The sequence below is a fragment of the Stenotrophomonas sp. GD03680 genome (assembly GCF_029844625.1).
Classification (GTDB): Bacteria; Pseudomonadota; Gammaproteobacteria; order Xanthomonadales; family Xanthomonadaceae; genus Stenotrophomonas; species Stenotrophomonas maltophilia_P.
This window is the reverse complement of sequence record NZ_JAOCKC010000002.1, coordinates 204,731-229,929: the sequence shown is the minus strand read 5'-3', so window position 1 is coordinate 229,929 and position 25,199 is coordinate 204,731. Positions and strand designations below refer to the sequence as shown.

General features: G+C 65.8%; 19 protein-coding genes. 8 read left to right on the top strand and 11 right to left on the bottom strand.

Going from position 1 to position 25,199, the window contains the following annotated elements:
- Window positions 1–2 precede the first annotated feature (2 nt).
- Entirely contained in the window at window positions 3–2,375 is a 2,373-nt protein-coding gene (locus N5J29_RS03440; RefSeq protein ID WP_128989545.1) for a 3-hydroxyacyl-CoA dehydrogenase/enoyl-CoA hydratase family protein, read from the top strand.
- 92 nt (window positions 2,376–2,467) lie between these two features.
- Window positions 2,468–3,676 carry an acetyl-CoA C-acyltransferase gene (locus N5J29_RS03435; protein ID WP_279924096.1) on the top strand — a complete coding sequence of 403 codons (1,209 nt, stop codon included), beginning with the start codon at window positions 2,468–2,470 and terminating at the stop codon, window positions 3,674–3,676.
- Window positions 3,677–4,139: 463 nt separating this feature from the next.
- Here N5J29_RS03435 and galU read toward each other — a convergent pair whose 3' ends face one another.
- From galU to cmk, 8 genes are all read right to left on the bottom strand, one after another.
- Window positions 4,140–5,018 carry a UTP--glucose-1-phosphate uridylyltransferase GalU gene (gene galU / locus N5J29_RS03430; protein WP_164152923.1) on the bottom strand — a complete coding sequence of 293 codons (879 nt, stop codon included), beginning with the start codon at window positions 5,016–5,018 and terminating at the stop codon, window positions 4,140–4,142.
- The gene (locus tag N5J29_RS03425) at window positions 5,018–6,928 is read right to left on the bottom strand and encodes a nucleoside-diphosphate sugar epimerase/dehydratase (protein ID WP_053517731.1); all 1,911 of its coding nucleotides are present in this window, start codon (window positions 6,926–6,928) and stop codon (window positions 5,018–5,020) included. The genes galU and N5J29_RS03425 overlap by 1 nt, the downstream gene beginning before the upstream one ends.
- Window positions 6,929–6,931: 3 nt before the next feature.
- The gene (locus tag N5J29_RS03420; protein WP_164152924.1) at window positions 6,932–7,921 is read right to left on the bottom strand and encodes a glycosyltransferase family 4 protein; all 990 of its coding nucleotides are present in this window, start codon (window positions 7,919–7,921) and stop codon (window positions 6,932–6,934) included.
- Window positions 7,922–7,924: 3 nt separating this feature from the next.
- Window positions 7,925–9,103, bottom strand: coding sequence for a lipopolysaccharide assembly protein LapB (gene lapB, locus N5J29_RS03415; RefSeq protein ID WP_053517734.1), 1,179 nt, complete (start codon window positions 9,101–9,103; stop codon window positions 7,925–7,927).
- A gap of 6 nt (window positions 9,104–9,109) precedes the next feature.
- Window positions 9,110–9,394 (bottom strand): lipopolysaccharide assembly protein LapA domain-containing protein, encoded by a 285-nt coding sequence (locus tag N5J29_RS03410; RefSeq protein ID WP_053517736.1) that lies wholly within the window; start codon window positions 9,392–9,394, stop codon window positions 9,110–9,112.
- Window positions 9,395–9,471: 77 nt separating this feature from the next.
- On the bottom strand, window positions 9,472–9,777 hold the full coding sequence (locus N5J29_RS03405) for an integration host factor subunit beta (RefSeq protein ID WP_053517737.1): 306 nt from the start codon (window positions 9,775–9,777) through the stop codon (window positions 9,472–9,474).
- A gap of 85 nt (window positions 9,778–9,862) precedes the next feature.
- On the bottom strand, window positions 9,863–11,542 hold the full coding sequence (gene rpsA / locus N5J29_RS03400; RefSeq protein WP_053517739.1) for a 30S ribosomal protein S1: 1,680 nt from the start codon (window positions 11,540–11,542) through the stop codon (window positions 9,863–9,865).
- Between the two features lie 199 nt (window positions 11,543–11,741).
- A complete protein-coding gene (cmk, locus tag N5J29_RS03395) occupies window positions 11,742–12,419 on the bottom strand; it encodes a (d)CMP kinase (RefSeq protein WP_053517740.1) in 678 nt (225 codons plus the stop codon).
- A gap of 197 nt (window positions 12,420–12,616) precedes the next feature.
- On the opposite strand from cmk, the gene ykgO reads away from it, so the two are divergent.
- The 6 genes from ykgO (at window position 12,617) to N5J29_RS03365 (ending at window position 17,116) form a co-directional block, all read left to right on the top strand.
- Window positions 12,617–12,742, top strand: coding sequence for a type B 50S ribosomal protein L36 (ykgO, locus tag N5J29_RS03390; RefSeq protein ID WP_005409283.1), 126 nt, complete (start codon window positions 12,617–12,619; stop codon window positions 12,740–12,742).
- A gap of 146 nt (window positions 12,743–12,888) precedes the next feature.
- Window positions 12,889–13,218: a hypothetical protein gene (locus N5J29_RS03385; RefSeq protein ID WP_053517741.1), complete on the top strand. Its 330-nt coding sequence runs from the start codon at window positions 12,889–12,891 to the stop codon at window positions 13,216–13,218.
- A gap of 39 nt (window positions 13,219–13,257) precedes the next feature.
- Window positions 13,258–14,295: an agmatine deiminase family protein gene (locus tag N5J29_RS03380; protein ID WP_164152925.1), complete on the top strand. Its 1,038-nt coding sequence runs from the start codon at window positions 13,258–13,260 to the stop codon at window positions 14,293–14,295.
- Between the two features lie 164 nt (window positions 14,296–14,459).
- Window positions 14,460–15,347, top strand: a complete 888-nt coding sequence (locus N5J29_RS03375) for a carbon-nitrogen hydrolase (protein ID WP_164152926.1) — start codon at window positions 14,460–14,462, stop codon at window positions 15,345–15,347.
- 13 nt (window positions 15,348–15,360) lie between these two features.
- Entirely contained in the window at window positions 15,361–15,891 is a 531-nt protein-coding gene (locus N5J29_RS03370) for a GNAT family N-acetyltransferase (RefSeq protein ID WP_065175046.1), read from the top strand.
- Between the two features lie 4 nt (window positions 15,892–15,895).
- On the top strand, window positions 15,896–17,116 hold the full coding sequence (locus N5J29_RS03365; protein WP_053517747.1) for a TraB/GumN family protein: 1,221 nt from the start codon (window positions 15,896–15,898) through the stop codon (window positions 17,114–17,116).
- A 189-nt stretch (window positions 17,117–17,305) separates the two neighbouring features.
- Here N5J29_RS03365 and N5J29_RS03360 read toward each other — a convergent pair whose 3' ends face one another.
- The 3 genes from N5J29_RS03360 to N5J29_RS03350 are packed head-to-tail and all read right to left on the bottom strand — an operon-like array spanning window position 17,306 to window position 25,043.
- Complete coding sequence (locus tag N5J29_RS03360; RefSeq protein WP_065181330.1) at window positions 17,306–20,383, bottom strand: efflux RND transporter permease subunit; 3,078 nt, start codon at window positions 20,381–20,383, stop codon at window positions 17,306–17,308.
- On the bottom strand, window positions 20,380–23,901 hold the full coding sequence (locus N5J29_RS03355) for an efflux RND transporter permease subunit (protein WP_164152927.1): 3,522 nt from the start codon (window positions 23,899–23,901) through the stop codon (window positions 20,380–20,382). The genes N5J29_RS03360 and N5J29_RS03355 overlap by 4 nt, the downstream gene beginning before the upstream one ends.
- Complete coding sequence (locus N5J29_RS03350) at window positions 23,898–25,043, bottom strand: efflux RND transporter periplasmic adaptor subunit (RefSeq protein WP_053517749.1); 1,146 nt, start codon at window positions 25,041–25,043, stop codon at window positions 23,898–23,900. Before N5J29_RS03350 ends, N5J29_RS03355 begins: the two co-directional genes overlap by 4 nt.
- Window positions 25,044–25,199: the final 156 nt, after the last annotated feature.

Genomic DNA, 25,199 nt, shown 5'->3' with positions numbered 1-25,199 from the left:
CCATGTCCAATTCCCTGCTAGTCCGCCGCGCCGCCGTGCTGGGTGCCGGCGTCATGGGTGCCCAGATCGCCGCCCACCTCACCAACGCCGGCGTCGACACCGTGCTGTTCGACCTGCCCGCCAAGGAAGGTCCGGCCGATGGCATCGTGCTGAAGGCAATCGCCAACCTGGGCAAGCTCAGCCCGGCGCCGCTGGCCAGCAAGTCGCTGGCCGAAGCGATCACCCCGGCCAACTACGAGTCGGGGCTGGAGCAGCTGAAGGACTGCGACCTGATCATCGAGGCCATTGCCGAGCGCATGGACTGGAAGCAGGACCTTTACAAGAAGATCGCACCGTTCGTGGCCGATCACGCCGTGCTGGCGTCCAACACCTCCGGCCTGGGCATCAACAAGCTGGCCGACGTGCTGCCGGAACAGCTGCGCCACCGCTTCTGCGGCGTGCACTTCTTCAATCCGCCGCGCTACATGCACCTGGCCGAACTGATCCCGGCCTCGACCACCGATGCCGCCGTGCTGGAAGGCCTGGAAGAGTTCCTGGTCACCACCCTGGGCAAGGGTGTGGTCTACGCCAAGGACACCCCGAACTTCATCGGCAACCGCATCGGCGTGTTCTCGATCCTGTCGACCATCCACCACACCCAGCAGTTCGGCCTGGGCTTCGATGAAGTCGATGGCCTGACCGGGCCGCTGGTCGGGCGCCCGAAGTCGGCGACCTACCGCACCTCCGACGTGGTCGGCCTGGACACCATGGCGCACGTGATCAAGACCATGGGCGACACCCTGCCGAACGACCCGTGGCATGAATTCTTCAAGTCGCCCAAGTGGCTGGACGCGCTGATTTCCAAGGGCGCACTGGGCCAGAAGACCGGAGCCGGCATCTTCCGCAAGGTCGGCAAGGACATCGTCGTGCTCGATCTGGAAAAGCAGGACTACCGTCCGGCCGACCGCAGCGCCGCACCGGAGGTGGTCGAGATCCTGAAGATCAGGAACCCGGCCGAGAAGTTCGCCAAGCTGCGCGAGAGCCAGCATCCGCAGGCACAGTTCCTGTGGGCGACCTTCCGCGATCTGTTCCACTACAGCGCCTACCACCTGGCCGACATCGCCGAGACCGCGCGCGACGTCGATCTCGCGATCCGCTGGGGCTACGGCTGGTCGCTGGGCCCGTTCGAGACCTGGCAGGCCGCGGGCTGGAAGCAGGTCGCGCAGTGGATCGCCGATGACATCGTCGCCGGCAAGAGCATGAGCAACGCCCCGCTGCCGGACTGGGTCTTCGATGGCCGCGACGGCGTGCACGCCGCCGAGGGCAGCTACAGCCCGTCGCGCAACGCCAAGCTGCCGCGCTCGTCGCTGCCGGTGTACCAGCGCCAGCGCTTCCCGGATCCGCTGCTGGGCGAAACGTTCGCGCCGGGCGAGACCGTGTTCGAGAACGATGGCCTGCGCATGTGGCACGACGGCGACGGTATCGCCGTGGTCAGCTTCAAGACCAAGATGAACACCGTCTCCGACCAGGTACTCGATGGCCTGCAGGAATGCGTCTCGCGCGCCGAGAAGGACTTCCAGGGCCTGGTGATCTGGCAGCAGAAGGAACCGTTCTCCGCCGGTGCCGATCTGGCCGGCGCCCTGGGCCTGCTGCAGGCCGGCAAGGTCGACCAGTTCGAGCAGATGGTCGCCAACTTCCAGCGCACCAGCCAGCGCATCAAGTACTCGCTGGTGCCGGTGGTGGCTGCCGTGCGCGGCCTGGCCCTGGGCGGTGGCTGCGAGTTCCAGATGCACAGCGCCAAGACCGTGGCCTTCCTGGAAAGCTATATCGGCCTGGTGGAAGCCGGCGTCGGCCTGCTGCCAGCCGGTGGCGGCCTGAAGGAACTGGCCGTGCGCGCCTCGCAGGCGGCCGGCCCGGGCGGCGACGTGTTTGCCGAACTGAAGAAGACCTTCGAGACCGTGGCCATGGCCAAGGTGTCCAACTCGGCGGTCAATGCCAAGGAGCTGGGTCTGCTGCGCAGCACCGACAAGGTGGTGTTCAACAGCTACGAGGCGCTGTACATCGCCAAGGCCGAAGCCCGCGCGTTGGCCGAAGCCGGCTACCGTCCGCCGCTGCCGGCACGCCGCATCCAGGTGGCCGGCGACGTCGGCATCGCCACCTTCAAGATGATGCTGGTCAACATGCTGGAAGGTCGCTTCATCAGCCCGTACGACTACGAGATTGCAGAGCGCATCGCCACCGTGCTGTGCGGCGGCAAGGTCGATCGCGGCACCCTGGTCGATGAAGAGTGGCTGCTGACCCTGGAGCGCAAGCACTTCGTCGAACTGGCCCAGCAGGAAAAGACCCAGGCCCGCATCGCGCACATGCTCAAGACCGGCAAGCCGCTGCGCAACTGATTGATGGCGGATGCCGGCCCCGGGCCGGCATCACCTGCTGTGGCAGTCGAGCATGGCTCGACTCTACAAAACCTATTCGAGAGATCACTGCAATGACCAAGCAAATCCAGGACGCCTACATCGTCGCCGCCACCCGTACCCCGGTGGGCAAGGCGCCCAAGGGCATGTTCCGCAATACCCGCCCCGACGACATGCTTGCCCACGTGCTGCGCAGCGTTGTCGCGCAGGCGCCGGGCGTGGACGTCAACCGCATCGATGATGCGATCATCGGCTGCGCGATGCCGGAAGCCGAGCAGGGCATGAACGTGGCGCGCATCGGCGTGCTGCTGGCCGGCCTGCCGAACACCATCGCGGCGCAGACCGTCAATCGCTTCTGCTCCTCCGGCCTGCAGGCCGTTGCGCAGGCCGCCGATGCGATCCGCCTGGGCAACGCCGACCTGATGCTGGCCGGCGGCACCGAGTCGATGTCGATGGTGCCGATGATGGGCAACAAGATCGCGATGGCACCGAGCGTGTTCGACAACGACCATGTGGCCATCGCCTACGGCATGGGCATCACCGCCGAGAAGGTGGCCGAAGAGTGGAAGGTCTCGCGCGAAGAGCAGGACGCGTTCGCCCTGGCCTCGCACCAGAAGGCGATGGCTGCGATCCAGAAGGGCGAGTTCAAGGACGAGATCAGCCCGTATGAGATCGTCTCGCACCTGCCGGACCTGACCGATGGCCAGCGCATCATCACCCGCAACAAGGTTGCCGATACCGACGAAGGCCCGCGCCCGGATTCCTCGGCCGAAGGCCTGGCCAAGCTGCGCCCGGTATTCCGCAATGGCCAGTTCGGTGGCACCGTCACTGCCGGCAACTCGTCGCAGATGAGCGACGGCGCCGGTGCCGTGCTGCTGGCGTCGGAACAGGCGATCAAGGACTACGGCCTGACCCCGCTGGCGCGCTTCGTCAGCTTCTCGGTGGCCGGCGTGCGCCCGGAAGTGATGGGCATCGGCCCGATCGCCGCGATCCCGAAGGCACTCAAGCAGGCTGGCCTGAACCAGGATCAGCTGGACTGGATCGAGCTCAATGAAGCCTTCGCCGCGCAGTCGCTGGCGGTGATCCGTGACTGCGGCCTGGACCCGGACAAGGTGAACCCGCTGGGTGGTGCGATCGCCCTGGGCCACCCGCTGGGTGCCACCGGTGCGATCCGTACCGCGACCCTGCTGCACGGCCTGCGTCGTCGCCAGCAGAAGTACGGCATGGTGACGATGTGCATCGGCACCGGCATGGGCGCGGCGGGTATTTTCGAGGCGCTGTAAGGTTCAAAGCGTTGCCTCGTTGGGCTTCATGGCGTGGGCCGGGTTGGCAGGGCTGCCTGGGACACGCCGTGAACCCATCCATGGGGGCTCGATGGCGCCATCCATGGCGCCAACGGTCCTGCAAAGGCCCACCCGTACCGCCTGTCAGATTTCCTGCGGGCGCGGACGGGAAGGGCGGAATCAAAGACAAGAGCAAAAGCAAAAAGGCAGCCATCGGCTGCCTTTTTGCTTGTTGGGGTCAGATCCCTTTGCGCAGCAAAGGGATCTGACCCCAGCTCTTGCTCATCCCTCCGCCGCGGGGAGGCTGGAAGGGCCGGGTTGGCAGGGCTGCCTGGGACCGTTGGCGCCATGGATGGCGCCATCGAGCCCCCATGGATGGGTTTACGGCGTGTCCTGCAAAGGCCCACCCGTACCGCCCACCACGTATCAATCAAGGCGCCGCGAACGGAGCGCTTGATAAACCTTATTCCGCCAGCATCGCCGTCAGCTTCTCGCGCGCCGGGCCCGCCAGCTTCGGGTTGTCCAGCGCGAAGCGGATCGTCGCCTCGACCAGCCCCAGGTGCGTGCCGCAGTCGAAACGGGTGCCCTCGAAACGGTAGGCATCGACCTGCTCGGTCTTCAGCAGCTGCGCGATCGCATCGGTCAGCTGGATCTCGCCACCGGCACCACTGCCGGTCTGCTCCAGCAGATCGAAGATCTTCGGGCTCAGCACATAGCGGCCGACCACCGCCAGATCGCTGGGGGCGTCCTCCGGCTTCGGCTTCTCCACGATCTGCGAGATACGGCCCTTGCGGCCATCGAAGGCCTCGGTGGCCACGATGCCGTAACTGGCGGTCTTGTCGTGCGGCACGTCCTCGACGGCGATCACGCTGGCACCGCTGGCCTCATTGAGGTCGGCCATCTGCTTCAACGCACCGTCGCCGCGGTTCCAGATCAGATCGTCCGGCAGCAGCACGGCGAACGGCTCGTCACCGATCACGGCCTTGGCACACAGCACCGCGTGGCCCAGACCCAACGCTTCGGCCTGCGTCACGAAGACCGCACGCACGCCGTTGGGCAGCACGTGGCGGATCATCTCCAGCTGCTCCTGCTTGCCGGCGCGCTCGAGCTTCTGTTCCAGCTCATACGCCTTGTCGAAATAGTCGGCGACCGCGTGCTTGTAGCGGTTGGTGATGAACACCAGCGTGTCACAGCCGGCTTCTATGGCCTCATCAACAGCGTACTGGATAAGCGGACGATCGATGATCGGCAGCATTTCTTTCGGCACCGTCTTGGTCGCCGGCAGGAAGCGCGTCCCGAGCCCTGCCACGGGAAAAACTGCTTTACGAATTCGCTTGCTCATTAGTGCCTGTTGGCCTCGCGTGTCGGAAACGGCACGACTTTAGCGGATGAGATGTAAGCATCCTGTTCGATTGGAGAAAACTCCGGCATCGTCGCGAACAGGATCTCCTGGATGGTGTCGATGTCGTAGCTGCTGATCGCTTCGCGCAGCTTCGGAACGTTGCCGAGCACCATGTCACGCGAGAACGCGCGCACGCCGGCTTCGAGGATCTTGGGGTGCGCGGTCGAACGATAGTCCTCGTCGGAATAGAACAGCGTCTCGTGCAGCTTCTCACCCGGGCGCAGCCCGGTGTAGATGATCGGAATATCCTTGTACGGCTGCTTGCCGGCCAGCCGGATCATCTGCTCGGCCAGCACCCGGATCGGCACCGGCTCACCCATGTCGAGCGTGTAGATGGCGCCATGCGACGCCGAGGCGGCCGCCTGCAGGATGAGCTGGCAGGCCTCGGGGATCGTCATGAAATAGCGGCTGACCTCCGGGTCGGTGACCGTGACCGGCCCGCCCTTGAGGATCTGCTCGCGGAACAACGGCACGACGCTGCCCGCCGACGCCAGCACGTTGCCGAAGCGCACGGTGACGAAGCGGGTATGCGTGGACTTCTGGTCCAGGCTCTGGCAGATCATCTCGGCGTAGCGCTTGCTGGCACCCAGCGCATTGACCGGATCGACCGCCTTGTCGGTGGAGATGAACACGAAGTGCTCGACGTGTGCCTCCAGGCAGGCACGGGCGACGTTCTCCGTGGCCAGGATGTTGTTGCGCACCGCCTCGCGCAGCTGCCGTTCCAGTACCGGCACATGCTTGTAGGCGGCAGCATGGAAGGCCGTATCCACCGGGTGCAGCGACAGCGCATGGCGGATCACTGCGGGGTCACCGCAGTCACCCAGCACGGCTTCGATCTCGATGTCGGGAAAACTGCGGCGCAGTTCGCCTTCGATGGTCAACAGCAGCAGTTCGCTGATCTCCAGCAGGACGATGCGGCCTGCACCGTGGCGCGCGCACTGGCGGCACAGTTCTGAACCGATCGATCCACCGGCGCCGGTCACCATCACGGTGCGCCCGCCCAGCCAGCCACGGATCAGGTTCCAGTCCGGCATGATCGGCTTGCGGCCCAGCAGATCCTCGATCGCCACTTCCTTCAGCTGGCCCGGCAGCGACTGCCCCTGCAGGATGTCACTGAGCTTGGGCACGGTGCGGAACGGAACCCCGGTGCTCTCGCAGATGGCGACCACGCGCTGCATGCCGGCGGCATCCAGCGACGGAATGGCAATGACCAGCAGCTTGGCTGCGGTTTCGCGGGCCACGGCCGGCGCATCGTCCAGCGTGCCCAGGATCGGCAGGCCCTGCAGTTTCGCGCCACGCAGGTGCGGGGCGTCATCAAGCAGGCCGACCGGCTCGAAATTGCCGGAACGGCGCAGATCGCGGACCAGCGTTTCAGCGGCCTGGCCGGCGCCCAGGATCAGCACCCGCCGCGCGCTCGAATCGGACTGCAGCGCCTGGTAGTCCTTCCATGCGCGATACAGCAGGCGCGGGGCACCCAGCAGGGCCGACAGCGCGAAGGGATAGATCACCAGCACCGACATCGGCACGCCGTTGAAGCGCTTCCACATCAGCACCAGGACGATGGCGACCATGCCGATGAAGCTGGCTTTGAAGATGTTCAGCAGGTCGCTGACGCTGGCAAACCGCCACAGGCCGCGATACAGGCCGACGCGCCAGAACACCAGTCCCTGCAGCAGCAGGACCAGGGTGGTATCGACATTCCACAACGGTAGCGCAGGCGCGTCCGGCAGGATCGAGTAACGACCGGCGTGGAGCAGCTGCCAGCATGCCCAGACCATGAACAGGTCGTGGCAGACAATGGCCGTACGCGGCAACAGGCCGAGGATTCTATCCCGCCAGGGTGAAGACATATTTCAAGGAGTTCCTTGTCGGAGGCGCATTCCATTGCGCAGGAGGAGCCACAGCATGCTCAGCGTGATGAACCAAGCAATTGCCACGACAGCCTCCCACCTCGGCTGCAGATTCGAACTGACATTGAACACTGTAATGCTGAATAGGCCCAAAACAAAGTACATCCCTGTCACCAGGGCGTGGCTGGCTCCTGCCTGCACAGCGCGCTGATAGACGTGCTGGGTGTGGGGTTCCATCCAGCGTTGTCCGGAAATGATGCGCGCCAGCAGTGTGAAGCCCGCGTCCACGAGGAACGGTGACAGCGGCACCAGCAGGAGGATCCAGTTGATGTCCGTGCGCAGGCTGGCCACGGCCACAACGGCCGCCACCGCGTAGCCCAGCGCTCCGCTGCCGACATCCCCGAGGAAGATGCGTGCGCGCGGAAAGTTGAAGGGCAGGAAACCCACGCAGGCCAGCCCGAGGGCGATGGCCAGCAATGACCACGGCCAGGGCAGCACCGGAGCGAACCCCAGCGCGACCACGATGGCCTGGCTGCTGGCAATGCCGTTGATGCCATCCATGAAGTTCCAGATGTTGATCAACGAGGCGGTGAAGAACAGCACCAGCAGGGCCAGCAGCCAGCTGCCGCCGTGGATCTTCACCAGCCCGGCCAGCAGGCCGGCAGCAATGAAATGAACAAGCAGCCTGCGCATGGCCGGCAGCGGGCGATGGTCGTCCCACCAGCCGATGCCGGCGACCAGCAGCAGGCCGGCAGCGGCGACCAGCAGGCTCGGCATGGCCTGCGGCCACGCCCACATGGCCACGGCTGCGGTGGCCAGCAGGCTGATGACAATGGCGATGCCGCCGCCGCGTGGCGTGGCGACGCTATGACTGCGGCGTTCCCCGGGGTGGTCCATCAGCTGCCGGCGCAGCGCGTAGCCGCGCGCCGCCCAGGTCAGGGCGGCGCTCAGCAGGGACAACGCCAGCAGCGCGCCCATCACGAGCCAGGGCATGATTCAGAGCACCGCGTAGTTCAGCAGCGGCTTGACCGTACCCCATTCCTTGCAGCTCGGGCACTGCCAGTGGTGGGTGCGCGCGCCGAAGCCGCAGCGTGTGCAGCGGTAGGCCGGATTGCGCACCAGCAGCTGGTCGGTGATGTGCTTGAGATCGTGCAGGGTGGCGGTGGAATCGGCACCTTCGGCGAGGGTCAGGTCGATCAACGCCGATTCGCCGCGCACCGAAGGGCGGTCCTTGAGCTGGCGGCCCAGATAGGCGCGCGCAGGGGCGACACCTTCCTGTTCCTCCATCAGCCGGGTCAGCGCCAGCACCGGCGCGATACCGCGGTAGTGCTCGGTCATTTCCGAAAGGAAGGCGCGGGCGCCGCCCAGGTCGCCGACCTTGCGGTAGTTCTGCATCAGCGCCGGCAGCAGTTCCGGCAGATACTCCGGGTCATTGCGCGCAGCACGCTCGAAGGCTCGCACCGCCGCTTCGGGATTGCCGGCATCGCTCTCCAGGCGTCCTTCGATGATGCCGGCGCGCACCGACATCGCATCGGCCTGGTAGGCACGGGCAATGGCCGCCCTCGCCTCTTCCAGCTTGCCGGCGCCACGGAAGCGTTCGGCCAGCTCGCACTCGAACTGCCCGATCAGCTTGCCCATCGGCTCGCCGGTGACATCCTCGAAGCGGGTGGCGTTGTCGATCGCCTTCTCCCAGTCGCGCTCGGCCTGGTAGATCCCGATCAGGTGCTTGAGCGCCTGCGGCGCACGCTGGTCCAGCTGGGCCAGCTCGGTGAACACGGTTTCGGCGCGGTCCAGCAGGCCGGACTTCATGTAGTCCTCGCCCAGCGCCAGCAGCGCCTGCACGCGCTGCGCATCGCTCAGATCGTTGCGGTTGACCAGGCCCTGGTGCAGGCGGATGGCGCGGTCCACTTCGCCGCGGCGACGGAACAGATGGCCCAGCGCGACCTGGGTCTCGAAGGTTTCCTTGTCGAGCTCGGCGATGTGCAGGAACAGCTCGATGGCCTTGTCCGGCTGCTCGTTGAGCAGGTAGTTCAGGCCACGGAAGTAGGTGCTGGACAGTCGGCTGACCTGGTTGTCACCGTGGCGCTGACCGCCACGCCGTCCGATCACCCAGCCGGCCAGGGCGGCCAGCGGCACGAACAGGAAAAACCAGAACCACTCGGTGACGAAATCCATCTTCGATCAACGTCCGTCAAAAGATTGGGGGGAAGCGGCCGGTGCCGGCGTCGCGGCAGCGGACTTGTTGGCGCGGCGCAGCTGGCTGTAGAGCGGAACGACCACGCTCACCAGCACCAGGCCGGCGCCGACCACCACGCCCACCAGCAGGGCGGCGATCAATGCCACGCCGACGGAGGTATGCAGCTCGGTGAACAGCAGGTTGATCGACATCGCGGTCATGTTGACCGCACCGATGATCAATCCAAGGATCAGCACCGCCAGCAGGACCAGCAGACGAAAGACCTTCATGCGACAGCTCCAGGGGCGGGAGACCGTAGCTTATCCGACTCGCGGCTGGATTCGCACGCGGTGGCGCGACGGGACGCTCAGGCGGGATCGGCGTCCAGCGGCAGCACGCTGCTGACCCGCTCGCGCAGTTCCTTGCCCGGCTTGAAATGGGGAACGTGCTTGCCCGGCAGGGCAACCGATTCACCGGTCTTGGGGTTGCGACCCAGGCGCGGCGGGCGGTAGTGCAGCGAGAAGCTGCCAAAACCGCGGATTTCGATGCGATCCCCGACAGAGAGGGAACCGCCCATCATTTCCAGCAACGACTTCACCGCCAGATCGACATCATCGGCCTTCAGGTGCGCCTGACGGCGCGCAAGGATTTCGATCAGTTCGGATTTGGTCATCACCGGCTCACATCAGGGGCATTTCAGCCTGAAACGGCCCGGGCAGTGCCCGGGCCGTCCAGGAAACAACGAACAACGGGCCCGATTACTCGGACTTGCTACCGTTCAGCTGGGCACGCAGCAGCGCGCCGAGCTGGGTGGTGCCACCCGAAGCGGACTGGTATTCCTCCAGCACTTCGCGCATTTCCGCGTCGTCCTTGGCCTTGATCGACAGCTGCAGGGTACGGCCCTTGCGGTCCATGCCCACGAACTTGGCTTCGACCTTGTCGCCGACCTTCAGGTGCTGGGTGGCGTCGTCAACGCGCTCGTTGGCGATGTCGCGAGCCGAAACGTAGCCTTCGATGCCGTCGGCCAGTTCGATCACGGCGCCCTTGGCGTCGACTTCCTTCACCACGCCTTCGACCTTGGAGCCCTTCGGATTGGCCGCCATGTACTGGCCGAACGGATCCTGCTCCAGCTGCTTCACGCCCAGGGAGATGCGCTCGCGCTCCGGGTCGACGGCCAGGACGACGGCGTCCAGGGTATCGCCCTTCTTGAAGTTGCGAACGACGTCTTCGCCGGTGGTGTTCCAGCTGATGTCGGACAGGTGGACCAGGCCATCGATGCCGCCGTCCAGGCCGATGAAGATGCCGAAGTCGGTGATCGACTTGATCTGGCCGGACACCTTGTCACCCTTCTTGTGGGTGGCAGCGAAGGTTTCCCACGGATTGGCGGCAACCTGCTTCATGCCCAGCGAGATGCGGCGACGCTCTTCATCGACGTCCAGCACCATCACTTCGACTTCGTCACCGACCTGCACGACCTTGGACGGGTTGACGTTCTTGTTGGTCCAATCCATCTCGGAGACGTGCACCAGGCCTTCGACGCCCGGCTCGATCTCGACGAACGCGCCGTAATCGGTGACGTTGGAGACCTTGCCGAAGACGCGGCTGTTGGCCGGGTAACGACGGGCGATGTTGTCCCACGGATCTTCGCCCAGCTGCTTCAGGCCCAGCGAAACGCGGTTGCGCTCGCGGTCGAACTTCAGCACGCGCACGTCCAGCTCGTCGCCGACGTTCACGACTTCGGACGGATGGCGCACGCGCTTCCATGCCATGTCGGTGATGTGCAGCAGGCCGTCGATACCGCCCAGGTCCACGAACGCGCCGTAGTCGGTCAGGTTCTTGACGACACCCTTCAGGATCGCGCCTTCCTGCAGCTTGTCCATCAGCTGCTCGCGCTCTTCCGAGTGCTCGCTTTCGACGACAGCCCGGCGCGAGACCACGACGTTGTTACGCTTGCGGTCCAGCTTGATGAGCTTGAATTCCAGCTCCTTGCCTTCCAGGTAGGCCGGATCGCGCACCGGGCGCACATCGACCAGGGAACCCGGCAGGAAGGCGCGGACATCCTTGATGTCCACGGTGAAACCACCCTTGACCTTGCCACTGATGCGGCCGGTGATGGTTTCGTTCTTTTCCAACGCTTCTTCCAGCTCGTCCCACACCATCGCGCGCTTGGCCTTCTCGCGCGACAGGACGGTTTCGCCGAAGCCGTTCTCGATGGAGTCGAGGGCGACCTTGACGATATCGCCTTCGGCGACATCGATCTCGCCAGCGTCGTTACGGAACTGTTCGATCGGCACGATGCCTTCGGACTTCAGGCCAGCGTTGATCACCACGACGTCGCCGCGGACTTCAACAACGGTACCGCTGACGATGGCGCCCGGCTTCAGCTTGGCCAGATTGGCCTGGCTGGCTTCAAACAGTTCGGCAAATGATTCGGTCATTAGATTTACTCTGTTGGACACATGGGTCGGTGGCGTCCCTTCGGGGATGGGCGACCGCCCGCCTGTTGGTCGACCCCGGAAAAGCAGGTCGTGTGTGAAGTAGGAAAACCGCCACGCATCATTGCGCGACGGAGCTTGTACAGCACTGCTATTGCGCGACCACCACCGATGCGGCTGGCAGTGCTCCCGCGCGAACGGATCAGGCAGCCGGAACCGGAAGCAGATCCATCACTCGGGCAACGACATCTGCGATGCCGATGCCTGTGGTGTCGATGAGGACGGCATCGTCTGCCGGCTTCAGGGGCGCCACGGTACGCTGAGCATCACGGGCGTCGCGGGCCATGATCTCGCGCAGGAGGTCATCAAAGTTAACAGAAACCCCCTTGTCTTTCAACTGCTTATGCCGGCGCTCGGCGCGCTCTTCGGCACTGGCGGTCAGGAACACCTTGTAGGGGGCATCCGGGAAGATCACCGTACCCATGTCGCGACCGTCCGCGACCAGGCCCGGCAGCTCCCTGAATGCGCGCTGCCGCTCCTTCAGGGCCGCCCGGACTTCGGGAATGGCCGCGATGGCCGACGCCAGCGCGCCGGTGGTCTCCAGCCGCAGTTCGTCGGTGGCATCGCTGCCATTGACCAGGACCCGCATCGCATCACCCTGTTCAACAAACTGAACATGGGTATCGAACGTGCACCGCACCAGTGCCGAGGCGTCGGAGGTATCGATGTCGGCCCAGCTGGCGGCCACGCCCACCGCCCGGTACAGGGCGCCTGAATCCAGGTAATGCCAGCCCATCCGGCGCGCCACGATGCGGCTGATGGTACCCTTGCCGGCCCCTGATGGGCCGTCGATGGTCAGGACGGGAGCGAGTGGATTCATGGGGGTCCCAGTACGTGTGAAGGGGGCATTCTAGCCCCTGCCAGACACCCCGCGACGGATCTTTTGTGCAACCACTTGAAACCATGAGGAAAAGCCCGGTAGAATGGCGGGCTTGAACGAGCGTCAACTGCCGATTGTCTTTCGCATATCGCGGCCACGCTCCACCCGAACAACTACTGTTTACGCCGAGGTATGCCATGAAAGTCCTGTCCTCCCTGAAGTCGGCGAAGGCCCGTCACCGTGACTGCAAGGTCGTCCGTCGCCGTGGCAAGATCTTCGTGATCTGCAAGTCGAACCCGCGTTTCAAGGCGCGTCAGCGCTGAGCCCAACAGCCTTCGTGGCTGCGGCTGGTCCCGCGCGGGACCGACCCGATGCAAAAAGCCGCCTTCGGGCGGTTTTTTGTTTATGCGGCTTTTTCCTGCCGATTTTGCTGTAATCGCCTTTCTTGACCACTGGGGAGTAGATCGAGATGAAGCGTTACCTGTCCACCCTGGCCGTGCTGGCCACTCTGGCTGCCGCCACGCCGGCGCTGGCCGACACTCTGCTTGTCGACCGCGCCCGCGAGAAGCCGGCCGGCGCCCTGCCCCTTCGTGGCCAGTCCATGCAGCAGGTGCAGAGCCAGTTCGGTGCGCCCAGCGAGCAGCTGCAGCCGCGCGGCGGGCAGAAGCGGCAATGGCCGACCATCAACCGCTGGGTGTACCCACAGTTCACTGTCTACTTCGAGAAGCAGAAGGTGATCGACGTGGTGGCCAACCAGGCGGACCCGAACGAAATCGGCCCGAAACCGCCGATCCGTTGACCCCTTTACCCGCCCCGGGCGGGCCTGTGTAGCGAGACCATGAACCAGACCCTTCGTTTTCCTGCCGAGTGGGAAGCCCAGAGCGGCGTCCTGATTGCCTGGCCCAGCGCCGATACCGACTGGGCCGACCGCCTGGGACAGGTGGAGGAAACCTATATCGCACTGGTTGCAGCGATCACCCGCTTCCAGCCGGTGCTGATCTGCGTGGCCGATGACGATGTGGAGACCTATGCCGAAATGCGGCTGCGCTCCAACCGCATCGACATGGACAGGGTGCACTTCACCACGGCGGCCTACGACGACACCTGGCTGCGCGACTCGGGCCCGATCACCCTGCGACGTGCCGACGGCGGTTTCCAGCTGCTGGACTTCCGCTTCACCGGCTGGGGCGGCAAGTTCGATGCCACCCTCGACGATCAGCTGGTGGGCGCGCTCGACCAGGCCGGCGTTTTCAACGACGCGCCGGTGCGCAGCATCCCGTTCGCGCTGGAAGGCGGCGCCATCGAAACCGACGGTGAAGGCACCCTGCTGACCACCTGGAAGTGCCTGCACGAACGCCACCCGGATCGTGACCGCGCCAGCCTGAGCACCGACCTCGCCGACTGGCTGCAGCAGGAGCGCGTGCTGTGGCTCGACCACGGCTACCTGGAAGGCGACGATACCGATGCCCACATCGATACCCTCGCCCGCTTCGCCTCGGCGGACAGCATCGTCTACCAGGCCTGCGACGACGAGAACGACTCGCACTACGCCGAGCTGCAGGCGATGGGCAGGGAACTGGCTGCGCTGCGCACCCGTGACGGTCAGCCATACCGCCTGTTCCCGCTGCCGTGGGCACAGCCGGTGATCGACCAAGGCCGCCGCCTGGCGGCCTCGTACGCCAACTACCTGATCGTCAACGGCGCGGTGCTGATGCCGGCGTACGGTGATCCGGCCGACGATCTGGCCCGCGACGTGCTGGCCAAGGCCCATCCGGGCCGCGAGATCGTCCAGGTACCCTGCCGCTCGCTGATCTGGCAGAACGGCAGCCTGCACTGCATCACCATGCAGCTGCCGGAAGGCCTGCTGAAGGCGTAGCACGATGCGGTAGCGCTGGGCCACGCCCGGCGAGCACAGCGGCATTCGGTTCGTACGCCGGGCATGGCCCGGCGATACCGGCTGCGTGCACCTGTTCAGCGGCCGACACGCTGCGGCATCGCATACGCGCTAACATGCGGGTTTTCCCCCGCAGGAACACCCGCATGAACTCGCGCAGCCCGCTTACCGTCGCCCTGATCCAGGAGCGCAACCACGGCGATGCCGCCGCCAATCTGGCGGTGATCGAGGCACGCGTGGCCGAAGCGGCAGCGCAGGGCGCCAAGCTGGTGCTGCTGCAGGAACTGCACAACGGCCCCTACTTCTGCCAGCACGAGTCGGTTGACGAGTTCGATCTGGCCGAACCGATCCCGGGCCCGAGCACCGAGCGCCTGGGTACGCTGGCGAAGAAGCATGGCGTGGTGCTGGTCGGTTCGCTGTTCGAGCGCCGCGCCGCCGGCCTGTACCACAACACCGCGGTGGTGTTCGAGAAGGACGGCACCCTGCTCGGCAAGTACCGCAAGATGCACATCCCGGACGATCCGGGCTTCTACGAGAAGTTCTACTTCACCCCGGGCGACATCGGCTTCACCCCGATCGACACCTCGGTGGGCCGCCTGGGCGTGCTGGTGTGCTGGGACCAGTGGTATCCGGAGGCGGCGCGCCTGATGGCGCTGGCCGGCGCCGAACTGCTGCTGTACCCGACTGCGATCGGCTGGGACCCGGACGACGTGCAGGACGAGAAGACCCGCCAGCGCGATGCCTGGGTACTGAGCCACCGTGGCCATGCCGTCGCCAACGGCCTGCCGGTGCTGAGCTGCAACCGCGTCGGCCATGAGGCCTCGCCGCTGGGCGCGTCGGGCATCCAGTTCTGGGGCAACAGCCACGTGCTCGGCCCGCAGGGCGAGTTCCTGGCCGAAGCCGGCACCGATGCCGCTGTGCTGGTATGCGACGTCGACCTGCAGCGCAGCGAGCACGTGCGCCGCATCTGGCCGTTCCTGCGCGATCGCCGCATCGATGCCTACGGCGATCTGCTCAAGCGCTACATCGACTGAACCGGAGCCGCGCATGGCCGTCCTCATCCGTGATGCCGGCCCGGCCGACATCGCCGCGATCACCGCGATCTACGCGGTCGAAGTGACCGACTTCGTCAACACGTACGAGTACGACATCCCGGACCAGGCCGAGATGCTGCGCCGCATGCGCGACATCATCGACCGCGGTTTTCCCTATCTGGTCGCCGAGATCGACGGCCAGGTCGCCGGCTACGCCTACGCCAACACCTACCGCACGCGCATTGCCTACCAGTGGACCGTGGAGAACTCGGTCTATGTCGATGCACGGTTCCAGGGCCAGGGCGTCGGCACCGGCCTGTTGCAGGCGCTGATCGACGCATGCGTCGCACGTGGCTTCCGGCAGATGGTGGCGGTGATCGGCGAACCGACCAATACCGCTTCGATCAGGCTGCACGAGCGTTTCGGCTTCGAGCTGGTCGGCGTGTTCCGCGGCCTCGGCCGCAAGCACGGCCGCTGGCTGGACACCGTGCAGATGCAACGCGCGCTCGGCGACGGCGCCGACACCGCACCTTCCAATGAATGACTCCATGACCGAAATCCTTCCCGAGACCGGCGACGATCTGTTCGCCGGCCAGCCGGTGCGCGTCGTTGAACGCGACGGCGTGCGCTACACCCTTCTGGGCACCGCCCACGTTTCCCACGCCAGCGTCGAGGCGGTGGAGAAAGCAATCAACAGCGGCCGCTTCGATGCCGTCGCGGTCGAACTGGACCCCCAGCGCCTGCAGGCCCTGAGCGATCCGGACACGTTGGCCAAGCTGGACCTGGTCGAGGTGATCCGCAAGGGTCGCGTTGCCCTGTTCGCCGCCAACCTGGCGCTTTCCGCCTACCAGCGTCGTCTGGCCGAACAGCTCGGCATCGAGCCGGGTGCGGAACTGAAGCGCGCCGTCGAACTGGGGCGTGAGCGCGGCCTGCCCGTCCACCTGATCGACCGCGAGGTGGGCCTGACCTTCCGCCGCGCCTCGCAGCGGCTGGGCTTCTTCGGCAAGCTGAAGCTGGTTGCGGGCCTAGGCGCCGGCCTGTTCTCATCGGAAGAGGTGGGCGAAAACGAAATCGAGAAGCTCAAGCAGGGCGACATGCTGGAGTCGAGCTTCGGCGAGTTCGCGACCGAGAATCCCGCGCTGTACGAAACCATCATCGGCGAACGCGACCGCTACATGGCCACGCGCCTGCGCGAAGAACACGACCCGCGGCAGCGCGAAGTGCTGGCGGTGGTCGGCGCCGGCCATCTGGCGGGCCTGGCGCGATACCTCGAAACGGATACCGATGCACCGGCACCGTTGCGCGCCGAACTCGAAGCCGTGCCGAAGAAGCGCAACATCCCGTGGTTCACGCTGGGCATCCTTGCCATCGTCATCACCGGCATCGCCGTCGGCTTCTACCGCGGAGGCCTGGGCGTGGGCACCGAACTGCTGGCCACGTGGGCGATGTACACCGGCGGCCTGGCCGGCCTCGGCTGTCTGCTGGCCGGCAGTCACCCGCTGAGCATTCTCACGGCGATCGTGGTCGCCCCGTTCAAGCCGTTCCGGCTCAGCATTCCCACCGGCGCGTTCTCGGCGCTGGTCGAGGCACGCCTGCGCAAGCCGGCGTACCAGGATTTCCTGCAGCTGCGCGACGATGCACAGTCGTTGAAGGGCTGGTACCGCAATCGGGTCACCCGCGTGGTGCTGACGTTCATGCTGACCAATCTCGGCAGCATGCTCGGCCTGTGGCTGACCGGCTTCCAGGTGTGGGGCAAGGTCGCAGGTTGATTGCAACGCCCCGCCGGGCATGGCCCGGCGCTACCGCGTGGCGGCGAATTGCGACACCCGGCGATACCGCGAGGCGGTGATGGTAGCGCCGGGCCATGCCCGGCAAAAAAAGGGGGAGGCCGCCCCACTACGACCGGCCTCCCCACACCACAACACGTTGTCGTTCCCCGTAGTCGGGCAAGCTCGACGCTAGGCGGCCGTTGCCGCCACCTTTTCCAGGCCGCGCGCGCGGCGGATCAGCCGCGTCACGGCATTGCGCAGGTCGTCCAGCACCGCGTAGATCGTCGGCAGGAACAGCAGGCTGACCACGGTCGAGAACGCCAGTCCACCGGCGATGGCACGGGCCATCGGCGCGTACTCCGGACCGTCGCCGAACATCTGCGTGTTGGTCAGCGAAATCGGCACCATCGCCAGGATCGCCGTCCCCATGGTCATCATGATCGGGCGCAGCCGCTCGCGTGAGCCCTCCACCAGCGCCTGGGTACGCCCCATGCCGCTGCGCCGGAGGTTGTTGATGTGCTCGATCATCACGATGCCGTTGTTCACCACCACGCCCATCAGCACCAGGATGCCGATGAAGGACATGATTCCGAACGAGGTGCCGGTGATCCAGAACAGCCAGAACACGCCGAAGATCGAGAACAGCACGCCGCTCATGATCGCCGCCGGGAACAGTAGCGATTCGAACACCGCCGCCATCACCACGTAGATCATCACCAGCGCGATGAGCAGGTTGAACACCATCTGCTGCATCGCCTCGTCATCGTTGCCATAGTCGCCGCCATCGAAGGTGTAGCCATAGCCGGCCGGGAAGCTCATCGGCTTGAGTACGGCCTCGATCGCCTTGCGTCCGTCCGGTGCGGTGATCTTCTCGGCCAGGTTGGCCTTGATCGTCAGCGTGGTCTGCCGGTTGGTTCGGCCGATCTGGGTGGCGGACGAACCGACATCGACGCTGACCAGACTCAGCAGCGGCACGCTGCGGCCGTCGCCGGTACGCACGCTGAAGCCGGCCAGGTCCTCCGGACTGCTCTGCTCGGCCCCGGCGAAGCGCACCCAGACCGGAACCTCGTTGTCGCCTCTCCGGAACTCACGCATCGGTGCGCCGCGCAATGCCAGGCCGACAAAGCTGGCCACCTGCTCGGCGTTGAAGCCGAAGGCGGCGGCACGCTCGCGATCGACGCGCACCTTGAGTTCACCGCCCTTCTCGCCATTGTCGATGCGCACGTCGCGCAGCTCCGCACGCTGGGCCAGCAGGGGCAGCACTTCCTGGCCGATTTCCTGCAGCATGCTGCTGGAATCGCCGATCAACTGCACCTGCACGCCCTGGTTGCCGCCACCACCATCACCGCCCTGGTTGCCGACGAAGTAGTCGGTACGCGCGGACTTCGGCAGGCCCTTGCGCAGCTCCTCCTGCAGTGACTTGATGTCCTTGGCGTACTTCTCGTCCAGGGTGACGACCGTCGAGCTGCCTTCCTGCTCGCTGTACCAGGAGTACACCTGCTTGACGTGCAGGCGCTCACGGTTCTCGTCGATCCAGTTCTCCACCCGCGCCACTTCCTCGGACATCTGCCGGTAGGTGTAGGCACCCTTCCACATGTAGCCGATGAAGATGTCCTTGCCACCTTCACCACCGAACATGTCCACCTTGGTCAGTTTCATCGGCACCAGGCTGACGGCCACCACCAGCACGATGCCCAGCAGGCTCCAGCCACGATGGTGCAGCGACCAGTCCAGCACCTGCGCGTAGCGCCGCTGCAGGCGCGCGATCAGGCCGGTCTGCGAGTGCACGAGCTTGGGCGTGGCCATGCGCGCGGACAGCATCGGAATCAGGCTGACCGCCACCAGCCAAGACGCCAGCAGCGATACCGAAATGGTGATCGCGATCTGTGCCATGAAGATGCTGATGTTGTTGGTCTCGCCGAACAGGTTCGGCACGAACACGATGCAATGGCACAGCGTGCCGGCGCTGAGCGCGATGGCGACGTTGCGGGTGCCGATGATCGAGGCCAGCCGTGGCTGTCCCGGCATGCGCTCGCGCTCCTGGTAGATGCTCTCCACCACCACCACGGCGTTGTCCACCAGCATGCCCACCGCCAGCAGCAGGCCCATCATGGTCAGGATGTTCAGCGTCACCCCGACGAAGTACATGAAGCCCAGGGTGATGGTGAAGCAGATCGGGATGGCCAGCGTCACCATCAGCGTGGACGGCCAGTGGCGCAGGAAGAAGAACAGCACCGTCACCGACAGGATCAGGCCCACCGCACCGGCTTCGGCCAGCTCCAGCAGCGAGGAGGTCACCGCCTTGCCCTGGTTGTCGATGACCTTGATCTGCACATCGCGCATCGAGGCCTGTGCGCGGATCGCTTCGACTTCGGCCAGCGCCGCGCGCGAGACGTCGACCAGATTGGCGCTGCGCTCCTTGAAGATGTCCAGGCCCACTGCCGGGTTGCCATCCAGGCGGCGGCCATAATTCATCCGCGCCGGCTTCAGCCGCACATCAGCGATGTCACCCAGCCGCAGGCCCTTGGCGTTGATCACCAGGTCGCGCAGTTCCTGCAGGTCGGTGATCTCGCCGACCGGTTGCACGCGCACACGCTGGCCGTTGTCATCGATCTGCCCGGCCGAGATCGAAAAGTTCAGCGTGCGCAACCGTTCGCTCAGCTCGTTGATGCTCAGCCCGTGCGCGTTGAGCCGGTTGGGATCGATCGCGATCTCGACTTCATTCGGCGGTGCACCGGTGATGTCCACGCGCGCAACGCCCGGAATGCGCTCGATGCGCCGCTTGAACTCGCGGTCGAGCATGTCATAGGCGGTCGTCAGGTCGGTGGTGCTGGCCAGGCGCACCTTCAGCACCGGCTGGTCGCTGCTGGACCACTTGAACACGTTGTAGCGCTGCAGGTCGTCAGGCAGGTCGCTGCGGATCGCATCGATACGTTCGCGCGCGTCCGAAGCGGCGATGGCGATGTCACGGTCCCAGTCGCTGAACTCGATGAAGATCAGCGCCGCTTCGGACGTGGCCGAGGAGCGCATGCGCTTGATCCCGGTCATCGTTGCCAATGACTCTTCCACCGGCCGGATGATGGTCCGCTCCACTTCTTCCGGTGTCGAGCCCGTGTACGGAATCTGCACGAACAGGAACGGCGCGGAGATGTCCGGCAGAGCCTCCAGTGGCAGCCGGAATGAAGCGATCAGGCCGATCACCACCAGCGATACGAAGCACATGATGGTGGTGACCGGACGGCGGATGGAGAACTCGGCGACACTCATGCCGGCTCCTCGCCGCCGACGCGGCCACCTTCTGCGATTCGCAGTCCGTCGCCGGCGTGCTTGCGGCCGCGTTCGCGGTAGTAAGCGTCGCCGCGGCGATCCATCAGGTCGTAGACCACCGGGATCACCAGCAGGGTCAGCAGGGTGGAGACCAGCAGGCCGCCGATGACGGTGATCGCCATCGGCGCACGTACTTCAGCGCCCTCGCCCATCGCCACCGCCAGTGGCAGGAAGCCGAACAGCGTGCACAGGGTGGTCATGATGATCGGACGCAGGCGCGAGCGCGCGCCTTCCACCAGCGCCTCGTGTTTGGCCACGCCGGCCTCGCGCAGCTGGTTGACCTTGTCGATCAGGATGATCGCGTTCTTGGTGACCAGTCCCACCAGCAGGATCAGGCCGATGAACACCACCACCGAGATCGGCTTGCCGGTCAGCATCAGTGCCAGGATCGCGCCGACCAGCGCCAGCGGGATGGTGAACAGGATCACGAACGGATGCAGAAGCGACTCGAACTGCGACGCCATCACCAGATAGACCAGGAAGATCGCCAGCCCGAAGGCGAAGATCAGCGACGTTGCCGCCTGCGCCAGTTCCTCGCCCTGGCCGCCGATATGCAGGCCGACGCCCGCACCAAGCGGCTGTTCGGCGACCATCTGCTGCACTTCGCGCATGGCCGCGCCCAGATCGATGTCACGCAGGTTGGCCGAGACCACCGCGACGCGGGTCTGATCGGCACGGTGGATCTCGCTCGGACCGGTGGTGGCCACCACGTCGGCCACGGCGTCCAGGGTGACCGGACGGGTACTGCCCGGGTTGACGATCAAGCGGCGGATGCTCTCCACGCTGGCCCGGTCGCCTTCCTGTGCCCGTACCAGCACGTCGATCTTGCGGTCGCGGAAGCTGTAGCGGGTGGCCACGTCGCCGCGCACCTTCTTCACCACGACGTCGGCGATCTGGCGGGTGGTCAGGCCCAGCGCACCGGCGCGCTCCTGGTCGAAGCGGATCTGGATCTCCGGGAAGCCCTCCTCCACCGTCGACTTCACGTCGGCGTAGTGCGCATTGCCGCGCAGCAGGGCAGCCAGCCGCTGGCCGGCCTGCTCCAGCGTGGCCATGTCCTGACCACGCAGTTCGATTTCCAGCGGCGTGGAGAAACTGAACAGTGCCGGCCGCGCGAAGTCGACCTGCGCGCCGGGGTGCCCGGCCATGGTGCCACGCAGGCGCTCGGTGATGGCCGCTTCGGTGCGCGCATCCCCACCGCCTTCCATCACCACGGTCAGTTTGCCGATGTTCTCACCGCTCTCGGTCGGGCTTGCGTCCAGCCGGGTACCGCTGCCACTGACGCCGTACAGCGAGGCCACGCCCTCGCCCTTGCCGTGCGCCAGCTGCAGTTCGCGGACCAGTGCATCGGTCTGCTTCAACGGCGTGCCGGCCGGCAGCTTGACGGTCATCTCGAAGCGGTCCTGGGCCAGCTGCGGGATGAGGTCGGCGCCCAGCATCGGCACCAGCGCCATGGTGGCTGCAAACGCCAGCGCGGCCAGGCCCAGCACCTTGCCGGGGTGCGCCAGCGCGCTCGGCAACAGCCGCAGGTAGCCACGTTCGGCCCCCGCATAGGGCTTCATCGCGATATCGCTGGCCTTGCGCATGACCGGACCGATCACGGCGGCAACGCCGCGGCAGGCACGCACCACCAGCCAGGCCAGCGCATAGAAGGTCCAGCGCACCGCAGCGACGAAGCCACGACGGCCGGCTGCAACGGGCTTCTGCCAGCGACGCTCCGGCTGCCACGCCTCGCTGGCGGGCTCTTCGGGGAACGCCAGCGGCGGCCGCCCCTTCAGCGAGCTGAGCATCGGAATCAGTGTCATCGATACCAGCAGCGAAATGGCGATGGCGATCGCCACGGTCAGCGCCTGGTCGCGGAACAGCTGGCCGGCGATACCGTCGACGAACACCAGTGGCAGGAACACCGCGATGGTGGTCAGGGTGGAGGCGACCACCGCCATGCTCACTTCGCGGGTGCCTTCGATCGCGGCCTGCAGGATGCCCAGCCCGCGCTCGCGCGCCTTGGCGATGCTCTCCAGCACCACGATCGAATCGTCCACCACCAGGCCCGTCGCCAGCGCCAGGCCGCCCAGCGACATGACGTTCAGGCTGAGACCCAGCTGGCCCATGAAGAAGAACGTGGCGATGATCGACACCGGCAGCGACAGGCTGATGACGAACGTGCTCCAGCCATCGCGGAGGAACAGGAAGATGATCAGGATCGCCAGCAGGCCGCCGATCACCGCATCCTTCTTGACGTCGCTGATCGCATGCTCGATGAAGCGCGACTGGTCCTCGATGGTGGTCAGTTCGGCATCGCCGGGGAACGTGCCCTTGATCTGCTCCAGGCGTTTGCGCAGCGCTTCGGCGGTGGCGACGGTGTTGGCGTCGCCTTCCTTGTAGATCGCCAGCTCGACCGATTCCTTGCCGCCCAGGCGGATGATCGCTTCACGCTCCTTGTAGCCCTGGCGCACAGTGGCCACGTCCTTCAACCGGACGGGAATGCCATTGGCAACCACGCTGGAGCCACCGCCGGACGATGCGCTCTGTGCGGCCGAGGCTGCGGCGATGGCCGCAGCGGAACCGGTGGAGGCGGCAATGTTGAACATCTGCTGCAGCGCGGAGTCTGCCGCGCTGCCATTGGACGCCTGGGTGGTGACCAGCAGGTTGCGGATCTCCTCCAGGTCGGCGAACTGGTTGACGGTGCGAACCAGGAAGCGCTGCGAGCCCTCTTCCAACCGACCGCCGGAGATGTTGATGTTCTCGTCCTTCAGGCGCTTGATGACGGTATCGATCGGCAGATTCAGCTGCGCGAGCTTCTGCTGGTCGATGTCGACCTGGATCTCGTCCTCCAGGCCGCCGCCGACCTTGACCGCCGCCACGCCGGTGACCGGTTCCAGCTTCTTCTTCAGATCCTCGTCGGCGTAGCGGCGTAGGATGGTCAGCTCGCGGATGGCGTCGGCATCGCTGGACGGGGCCGCCTTGCTGGACAGCACCAGGCGCATGATCGGCTCGGTGGACGGATTGAAGCGCAGCAGCACCGGGGCTTTCGCCTCCAGCGGCAGGTTCAGCGCTTCCATCTTGTCGCGCACTTCCAGGCTGGCCTGGTCCATGTTGGTGCCCCAGGCGAACTCCAGCACCACATCGCTCTGGCCGGTGCGCGAGACCGACTTCAGCTTGCGCAGGTTCTTGACCACGCCCACGGCTTCTTCCACCGGCTGGGTGATCAGGGTTTCGATCTCGGTCGGTGCCGCACCGGTGTATTCGGTGCGTACCGTCAGCGTCGGGTAGCTCAGGTCCGGCAGCAGGTTGACCTTGAGACTGCCCAGCGCAATCAGGCCGAACAGCAGCAGGGTGACCGTGCACATGGCAATGGTGACGCGGCGGCGGGTAGCGAACTCCACCAGGCCGCCGCGCATGCCGGCGGCGGCGCTTTCGCCGTGGGGCGAAGCACCGTGGTCGTGGTCAGGATGGCTCATTGCCGGCTCCCGGCCTTGTCTGCCGGCTTGGCCGAGGCCGTCGCCGTCTTCGCTTTCGGATCAGCGATCACCTGCACGGCGGTGCCGTCGCGCAGCGCGACCTTGCCTGCGGTGACCACCTGGTCTCCGGCCGCCAGGCCATCACGGATCTCCACCCATGGCCCCTCGGCGTAACCCAGCTTGACCGGAACGCGTGCGACCTTGCCGTCGCGCACCCGGAACACCGCCGGCTCACCATCGTCGAGCAGCGCCAGGCGCGGCACGACCAGGGCGTCGGCACGCTGGTCGTAATCGATGCGGATCCGGCCGAACATGCCCGGCTGCAGGGAATGGGCAGTGCCGTCGAAGGCACTGACAACACGGAACGTGCCGCTGCCCGAATCCACCACCGGTGCGATGCGATCAACGATGCCGGTGAAGCTCTGGCCCGGCAGTGCATCCGCCGACAGGGTCACCGGCTGGCCGGCACGCAGCGTTGCCAGCTCGCGTTCGGGAACGTTGAGCGTGGCTTCCAGGCGCGAGTTGTCGACGATGCGGAAGATCGGCGTGTTGATCTGCACGAAATTGCCGGTCTTGATCGAGCGCGAGGCGATCACGCCGGAGATCGGTGCGACCACCGTGGTGTACGACAGCTCCAGCGTGGCCAGGCGATACTGCGCGCGCACGTTTTCCAGATCGAAGCGCAGCTGGTCGACGTCGGCGGCACTGACCATCTGCTGGCCGACCAGCTTCTGTGCGCGCTGGTAGTTGTTCTCGAGCTTGCGCATCTGTGCCTCGCTCTGGGCAACCGCCAGGCGTGCGCGGTCCGGATCGAGCCGTACCAGCGGCTGCCCCGCGCTGACCCGCTGGCCTTCCTCGACCAGCACCGCCAGCGCCACGCCAGAGGTCTTGGCAACCACCTGCGACTCGGCGCGCGGCTCCAGCGCGGCGGTGCCGGTGTAGCTGGCCGCCACCGCGCGGCGGCTGGCCACCGCGACCTCGACCGGCACGGACTCGACTTTTTTCTCATCCTTGGTTTCGGCGGCCTTGGCCTCGCTGTTGGGGCCCGCGGCGCAACCGCCCAGCATCAGCGTGGTGGAGATCAGCAGGGCGGCGGCGCAGAGTCCGCTGCGGCGGCCATGCAGGAAGATTGGGTGCGACATCGTCAGGTCCCTGGAGGATGCGTGGGCAGGTGTGGTAGCAAAGTAATGCACCACTTCACGGCAACACCATATCCCAAAGGTCATGGTGTCTTCACGCCGCTGGTCGGCCCACCCCCATTTCAGCTAGATGAAACCTGAGGCTATACTCGGGTCGTT